Annotated in this window: 6 protein-coding genes; 1 reads left to right on the top strand and 5 read right to left on the bottom strand. The window is 48.5% G+C overall.

Annotated features, from left to right (window positions below; translation table 11 throughout):
• From QM529_06865 to QM529_06850, 4 genes are all read right to left on the bottom strand, one after another.
• The coding region (locus QM529_06865) for a hypothetical protein (protein ID MDI9314375.1) at positions 1-1,347 on the bottom strand (1,347 nt) is incomplete at its 3' end.
• Positions 1,307-2,425 carry a tRNA guanosine(34) transglycosylase Tgt gene (gene tgt / locus QM529_06860; GenBank protein MDI9314374.1) on the bottom strand — a complete coding sequence of 373 codons (1,119 nt, stop codon included), beginning with the start codon at positions 2,423-2,425 and terminating at the stop codon, positions 1,307-1,309. The genes QM529_06865 and tgt, both read right to left, overlap by 41 nt.
• Positions 2,426-2,483: 58 nt before the next feature.
• On the bottom strand, positions 2,484-3,635 hold the full coding sequence (queA, locus tag QM529_06855; GenBank protein MDI9314373.1) for a tRNA preQ1(34) S-adenosylmethionine ribosyltransferase-isomerase QueA: 1,152 nt from the start codon (positions 3,633-3,635) through the stop codon (positions 2,484-2,486).
• A gap of 12 nt (positions 3,636-3,647) precedes the next feature.
• Positions 3,648-5,354, bottom strand: coding sequence for an OFA family MFS transporter (locus QM529_06850; protein MDI9314372.1), 1,707 nt, complete (start codon positions 5,352-5,354; stop codon positions 3,648-3,650).
• A gap of 198 nt (positions 5,355-5,552) precedes the next feature.
• Between QM529_06850 and QM529_06845 the strand changes: the two genes are divergently transcribed.
• Complete coding sequence (locus QM529_06845) at positions 5,553-6,713, top strand: DNA methyltransferase (protein ID MDI9314371.1); 1,161 nt, start codon at positions 5,553-5,555, stop codon at positions 6,711-6,713.
• 82 nt (positions 6,714-6,795) lie between these two features.
• On the opposite strand, the gene QM529_06840 is transcribed toward QM529_06845, so the two are convergent.
• Positions 6,796-7,818 (bottom strand): hypothetical protein, encoded by a 1,023-nt coding sequence (locus tag QM529_06840; GenBank protein MDI9314370.1) that lies wholly within the window; start codon positions 7,816-7,818, stop codon positions 6,796-6,798.
• Between the last annotated feature and the right edge of the window lie 338 nt (positions 7,819-8,156).

Here is an 8,156-nt window from a genome sequence, read left to right as displayed (position 1 = left end):
GCGAATAAATTCACTGCCCAATTCAGGCAGGATTTTCATCAACATCAATATCATTATTAATAAAATGGCGAACAATGTTATTTTGCTTTCTTTGCCCATATCTTTTTTGCCCTGTGGGTCGATAAAATAATAATAAATAATTATTATCATTGGCACCATATATGAAAAAAAGAAAAGACCAATTTTAAATATATAGCCACTCCAACCCAAAAAATTACCACCGCCACCGGCATGCAAATAAATTAAGACCGGCAAGGCAAGTAGTAATAACCCAGCGATGTTTTGCCAATGTAAAATATCGGGTAGTCGATGCTTTATGGTTTTTATATTGATGGGTTGTAAAAAAATATAGCGACAACCAACAACCATCATAAAGGGAGCCAACCCCAAAAAAGAAAAGGGCGACCAAAATAACATCGCCGACGCCAACAGGCCGAGATAAGAAATAACATGAATAGCATTTGTTTTATTATCGAGTTTATTAAAAAGCATCGGCCACAAAATACCCAACCCCAACCATGGCGACAGGGCATGTTGTGGCACCCAGGTAAGCAATGTGGCATGAGATGAGTATTCGGGGAAACCAATCGCCCATGACCATGCTTCGTAATGATGAGGAACCACGGTGACATCATAATGATAAAAAAGCCCGCCAAAAAAACCAAGGTTGCTAAAAAACATAAAAACAAGTGGCGCGACGACCAGCCATCTGTTGTTTGTTTTTTTATCGGGGTTTGCCTCGCGCAATAAATTAAAAAACAAAAACACGCCAAGCATTGTCCACAGGGCGAGCATCGCCCGCGCCCCCAACCAACCAAACACCCACGGGAAAAAATGCAACAATCCAGTGGGGACAAGGTAATAACCCAAATAATAGCGCAGGGTAACATCACCCAGCGGCACAACATTGCCACGCAACGACCAATTGTCGCGCAAAAAATTTATCACCGCATAATGTTTATACCAATCGCCTGGTTGACCGGTGCCCAAATGCCCACCGCCATGGCCGATGTAACCGCTGATGTAACACCACAGAAAAGTTAAACCCAGCAGATAATAGGTTTGCCAGGTTGGTTTTTTTAACCCGCGCCACAATATTTGCCAGTCGGTGTTTATTACTAATTTGTAAAACAAATACAGCATCAATAACGCCGCCGGCACCGCCAACCACCAATTCACGAACGACAGAAAAAATACCAGCAGTGGCACCGCCAGGTAAAAAATCGCACCAGTGCGTGCCGGCGACATGACACCACCCATTGCGCCGTAACCTGCGCCATCGCTCGTCGCGCGGCCTGCCCCGTTCTTATATTGCTGACGCCCCCGAAAAACCCTCTGTTTTTGCATTATTTATTCTACCCCGTAAAAATTGCATCATGTCCTGATAAAACAGCTGGTTGTGCCAAGTCAACAAAATATGCGATAAAAATTCGCCAGCATGGAATAAATGGTTAAGGTAAGCACGGGTGTAATCACGGCACGCCGGGCATGGGCAATGTTTATCCAGCGGCACCATGGCCGTGCGGTGTTCGTTGTTTTTGATATTGATGGTTTGGTAATTTTCAAAATCATCCGCGCCATTGGGGCCGCGCACAAAAACCTGGCCATGGCGGCCCGACCGCGCCGGCAAAACGCAATCGAACATATCAACCCCGCGCGCCACCGATTTCATAATATCATCGGGTTTGCCCACCCCCATTAAATAACGTGGTTTGTTTTTTGGCAAATGGGGCAGGGCGTGGTCAAGCGTGGCCAGCATCATTTCCTGCCCCTCCCCCACCGCCAGGCCGCCAATCGCCAGGCCGTGAAAATCCATCGGCAATAAATCATTGCATGATTCTTGGCGCAAATCGCCATGCACCCCACCCTGGACAATACCAAAAACGCCATAACCCGGCCGTTCGACAAAAACATCGCGGCATATTTTGGCCCAGGCCATCGATTTTTTCATCGCCGCCGCCACCAATTTTTTGTCGTTGGGGTAGCTGATACATTGGTCGAACACCATGCTGATGTCGCTACCCAATTTTTTTTGAATATCCATCACCAACGCCGGTGTAAAAAAATGTTTCGCACCGTCGATGGGCGAGCGAAACCACACCCCGTCGTCGGTAATGGTGGTTAGTTTCGACAGGCTCATCACTTGGAAGCCGCCCGAATCGGTCAATATCGGCCCCGCCCAATTCATGAATTGGTGCAACCCGCCATGTTGTTCGATAACCGAAAGCCCAGGCCGCAAAAACAAATGATAGCTATTGCCCAGAATAATCCCCGCGCCGGTGGTGGCCAGGTCGTTGATACGCATGGCCTTCATCGCCCCCTGGGTCGCGACCGGCATGAAGGCCGGGGTTTGAAAAACCCCATGGGCGGTTTGCACCAGCCCGAGGCGGCCAAATTGATTTTCTTTTTCTAAGGTAAATTTCATTTTCTTATGCTCGCGCCCGTTTTAACAAATATTTTTATTTCTGTTTTAACAAACATCTTTATGGCTGTTTTAATAAACAGGCATCCCCATAGGAATAAAAACGATAGCCACGGGCAATCGCCGTTTCGTATAATTTTTTGGTTGCCCCCGCGCCAATAAAACTATTCACTAATAATAGCAAGGTCGAATGGGGCAGGTGAAAATTGGTCAGCAAATAATCGGCCGATGTAACGCGGTATGGCGGTTTGATAAAAATATCGGTCGCGCCGTCGAACGGGCGCAACCGCCCGTCTTTATCAATCGCCGATTCCAACAGGCGCAAACTGGTGGTGCCCAGGGCGATAATTTTTTTGCCCTCCGCCCTTGCGCGATTATATTGCGCCACCGTATCGGCGTCGATAACCCCCCATTCTTGGTGCATGACATGGTCCTTGATATCGCCCTTAATCGGTAAAAAAGTTCCCAGCCCAACATGCAACGTCACCGGCAAAAACATAATGCCACGCGCCAACAATTGTTGTTTCAATTTTTCGGTAAAATGCAGGCTGGCGGTCGGGCTGGCCACCGAGCCATTTTTTTCGGCAAAGATAGTTTGATAATCCAATTTATCGGCGTCATCGGGGCTTCGCTTAAGGTAGGGCGGAATCGGCATCTGGCCATGTTGTTCCAAATTATGCCAAAAATTTTTTTGGTCGTGAAATTCCAACTTGGCCAAACCGCTCGGCAATTTTTCCACCACGCGGGCGGTGAAATTCTGCGCCGCGTTGCCCGTCACGTCGCCACCCGGGGCAAAATTAATATCATCGCCGACCGCAATTTTTTTTAAACCCCGCACCATGGCTTGCCACAAAAATCTTTCGCCGATTTTTTCCGCCCGCACCAAATTAACATCGATGATTCTTTCCGCCTTTGCCCGCGCAATACGCCCGGTCAATTTTGCCGGAATAACCCGGCTGTTGTTAAACACGACCACGCTATTGTCCGGTAATAATTGCGGCAGGTCGCCCACCACATGGTCGTCATAGACACCATCGCGATACAGCAACAACCGCCCCTGCTCGCGCGGTGTGGTCGGGTGCTGGGCGATGAGCGCGGGCGGCAGGTCGTAATCGAAAAAAAAATTGGCCGCATCGGTCGCGGTTTGCGGCGCGGCTTGCTGGGGCATGGCCGGCGCGGCTAGGTCGCCTCGCCCGTTCATTTTAACATTCATGATTGGTCGATATTAGCCGAAGATTTTAACCGCCGCCACCATTGTTTGATAAAAACCCCAGGCCAAGGGCAACAACACCAACCCCCATGCCACGGCCAAGGTCGCGGCATGTCCGGCGCTTTGCCATTTGTCGCGTTTTTGCAACGCGACAATATCGGTTGCTCCCCCACCGGCCGAACCCATCAAGCCCTTTGCCTCCACGATAATTTCCTTGCCAAGTTTTTTTGCCGCATTGGCAACCTTATCCAACATGGTAAATTTCTTAAGCGATGATTGCACCACCGACATCGCCACCGGATAAATAAATAAATTGGCAACCAAACCCACCACCAAAAACCCCGCCAAAATATACATCGTTTGGTTATAGGACTCGGCCGAGGAAAAACCCAAATGGAGTTGATATTCGCGCATGTAATTGACAATCACCGGACCAAAAATACCCGCCATCGCCCAGGCGGTTAACAACCGGCCATGGATCGCGCCAACCATCTTGGTGCCAAAAATATCAGACAGGTAAGCCGGAATGGTCGAAAAACCGCCGCCATACATCGACACAATCACGCCGACCGCCAGAACAAACCCCCACAATAACTGAAAATGGCTCGCGCTGGGCAGGCAGGCATAAAGCACAAAACCAAGAATAAAATAAATGCTGTAGGTTGCCTTGCGCCCAATTTTGTCAGACGCCGACGACCAGGCAAATCGCCCGATGATGTTAAACAGGCTAATCAAGCCGGTAAAGCCGGCGGCGATGGTGGCGATTTGTTTTTTTTCATCGCCCGACAGGTCGTTGAAATCCTTCGCCACGCCGAGCAATTGGCCGGCAAAGATTTCTTGTAACATCGGCGATGCCATGCCTATCAACCCGATGCCGGCCGCCACGTTGCAAAACAGCACCAACCACATCAACCAAAATTGTTTGGTGCGAAACGCATCCTCGACATGAATATCGTGGCGGCTTATCATTTTTTTATCGCCGTCTTGTTTGACTTGAAAATTTTTTGGCCGCCAATCATCGGCCGGCACGCGATAAAAAAACGCCCCCACCGTCATGTAAATATAATATACCACCGCCAGCACGACCAGCGTTTGCGCCACGCCGACCGACGTGGCCGAGGCAAAATGGCCTATCAATAAATTTGCCAGCGGACTGCCAATCATTGCGCCGCCGCCAAACCCCATAATGGCCAGGCCCGACGCCATGCCGCGCCGGTCGGGGAACCATTTCATCAGGGTCGACACCGGCGATATATAACCCAACCCCAGCCCAATACCGCCGAGCGCGCCGGCACCAAGCCACATCAGCCAGGCCTGGTGCAATTCCACCCCCAGGGCCGATATCAACAACCCACCGGCCCAACAAAGGGCGGCGACAAAACCGGTGTTGCGCGGCCCAACCCGTTCGACCCACCGACCAAGCACCGCCGCCGAAAAACCAAGAAATAAAAAGAACAGGGTAAATATCCACCCCAGGGTCGACACCCGCCAATCGCAATCGGTTAAGAAAATTTCTTGCCACAGGCTGGTGCCGCTGGGGCAGGCCTCAACATGGTCGATGCCGACCGCGCGCGATAAGGGTAACCAAAAAACCGAAAATCCATAGGCCATGCCAATCGACAAATGCACCGCCAGGGCACAGGGCGGCACCAGCCAACGGTTATAACCCGGGCGCGCGATAATTGCATTACGACTAAAAAAATGATGAAGAAACAACTTCATTAATGTCCCTTTCTTATGTTTCACGCGTTGCCTACCCTTTCTTTTCCCCAAAGTCAATCCCTATAGAAATTCCATACCCCTAATGATGATTATACATCACTGACCAATTGCGACAATCAAATTAACAACAACTAAAAAAAAAGTCCGCGATTGGCAATGGCGCGGGCGGCGGGCACGAATTTTGCAAAGTTGCCTGTCATGCCGAACAACGTCCCAACCAAGAACCCCGCCGCGCCAATCGATACCATTATGCTGGGCGATGCCATCGCCCTGGCCAAAAAAATTGCACCCGAATCGGTCGATTTGATATTCGCCGACCCGCCCTATAATTTGCAATTGCAAAACACCCTGCACCGCCCCAACCAATCGTTGGTCAATGGCGTGCATGACGATTGGGACAAGTTTTCTGATTTCGCCGCCTATGACCGATTTACCACCGAATGGCTGACGGCGATGCGCGGGTTGTTAAAACCCGATGGCGGCCTGTGGGTGATTGGCAGTTACCATAATATATTTCGCGTCGGAAAAATTTTGCAAGATTTGGGTTTTTGGATATTAAACGACATCGTGTGGATAAAGCACAATCCGATGCCAAATTTTAAGGGGCGACGTTTTACCAACGCCCACGAAACATTAATTTGGGCAAGCAAGAGCAAGCCCGCCAAATACCAATTTCATTACCACGCGATGAAAACCCTGAACGACGATTTGCAAATGCGTTCCGATTGGTATTTACCGATATGTTCGGGCGGCGAGCGGATTAAAACCATCACCAATAATTTGCAAGATGGCAAGCACAGCACCAAGGCCACCGCCGCCCACCCAACGCAAAAACCCGAAAGCCTGCTCCAGCGGGTTATCATGGCCACCAGTTCGGTGGGCGATGTCGTGCTCGACCCATTTGCCGGCAGTGGCACCACCCTGGCGGTGGCAAAAAAATTGCGCCGCCATTACATTGGGTTCGAACGGGAAGAAAAATACGTCGCCATCAGCCGGTCGCGTTTGGCCAGCGTCAAACCCATCGCGCTTGACCATTTGGAAATTGCACAAAGCCCGGCGAAGCAAAAACGCATCGCCTTTGGCACCTTGGTCGAGCAGGGGGTGATAAAACCCGGCGACGAATTGGTCAGCCACCATAACAAATACCGCGCCAAGGTAATGGTTGATGGTTCGCTACGCGCCCTCGGCGCGACGCCAACAACCAATAGCACCAGTGGCAACGATAACAAAAACAAACAGCTGATGGGGAGCATTCACCAATTGCCAGCGCGATTGGAACAGATGGCCAGTTGCAACGGCTGGGGTTATTGGTATCTCACACGTGGTAAAAAACGCATCCTCATCGACGATTTGCGCTAAGGGCAAAATTTTTGCATAAAAAAAAGGCGGTTGGAAAACCCAACCGCCTTTTAATTCAAAAGAAAATTTTTAAAACGATTGTTTAAAAATTAACCCCCAACCCCGCGTTAATAAACACTGCCGATGGTGTCAAGTATGCTACAGAAATGCTTGAATGTAATAACCCCTTATTATATTCAAACGAGATTTTTGGAGCAAAAACAAAACTGGTTTTTGTTTCAGTTGTTGTTTCACCTGTAGAAGCAAGGATTTGTGCTTGGGTTTGTGGTTGTGTAGGTTCTTGTGTCGTAGCTTGCAATGCTATTTGATTAGTAACTAATTGATTAGTTATAAGAAAATCCTGATCTTCAGCTGATAATGAATCCCAAACATTAGATTTCATTTCCACTGCCGTGCCGGATGCAAAACCTGCTGTCTTACCGTTAGCGCTTAGCAAGGTATCTACCCCTGCTTTAGTGGCTGTATGCCCAAAAACATCTTGCCACACACCAGAAGCAATGGGAGGTTTTGTAACAACGTTATGCGCTGAGTGTTGATAAACAGAATATCCACCACCCTTTATCACAGTTGCAATTTCGGTATCGGTAGGATTCGTGCCCCCGAGTCCCCCCGCGCCTACTACTTTGTTTGTTAAAAAAGCATTCCCGATAGACGTTTCTCCCTCCGAATCAAAATAAGTAACAACACCATTGCTATAGCCTGCCCCTCCTGCAATCTTAATTGCGCCCGTAGTTGCAACACTTGTGGTTGATTGCTCGCTAAAGCTTGCACCAACGCCGAGACCGACCTTAATAGCAAATTCGCCATTTTTGTCGAGAGCAAACTTGTAAGTTGGCGATAGAGTTACCGCATTGTAAGCAGAACCCCCATAACCAAAGTAGTCAGCAGACACGCCCCAACCTGATTTATGGGTGTAACCGATATTTGCACCATAGCCAAAATGGCTTCCGCTGTTATAAGCGTAACCAATTTGAGGAGCAATAGTCAAGCCAACGCCTTTTTTGGTCTGGGCCATGGCATTATTTAGGCCACCATTGCTAGCCATACCAACAATAGCCATAGCAACCATTGCTATGCTTTTGTTTTTTATGATTTTTTTTATCATCTTCCTTCATGTTTCTTCCCGTCCCACTTGGTTAGTGTGTCCTCTATTATTCCTCCAGATTCTATAAAACCTGTAATAATAATAGATTTTTTTGTAAATTAAACTTTTGGTTTAAAATACCTGTCTCTATAAACAATTTTTATAAGAAATGTCAATACAAAATATATCAAAAATTGCATTTATATTTATGCTGGGGGGCAATATATTCGCCCTATCGCTTCGCTGCTTGAGGGCAATATATTCGCCCTATTTGTTTGCGCTATCACTTCGTTACTTGAGGGCACGCTTCGCTGCTTGAGGGCAATATATTCGCCCTATTTGTTTGCGCTATCACTTCG

This window comes from Hydrotalea sp. (assembly GCA_030054115.1).
Classification (GTDB): Bacteria; Pseudomonadota; Alphaproteobacteria; order JASGCL01; family JASGCL01; genus JASGCL01.
This window is presented reverse-complemented; position numbering and strand designations above follow the sequence as displayed.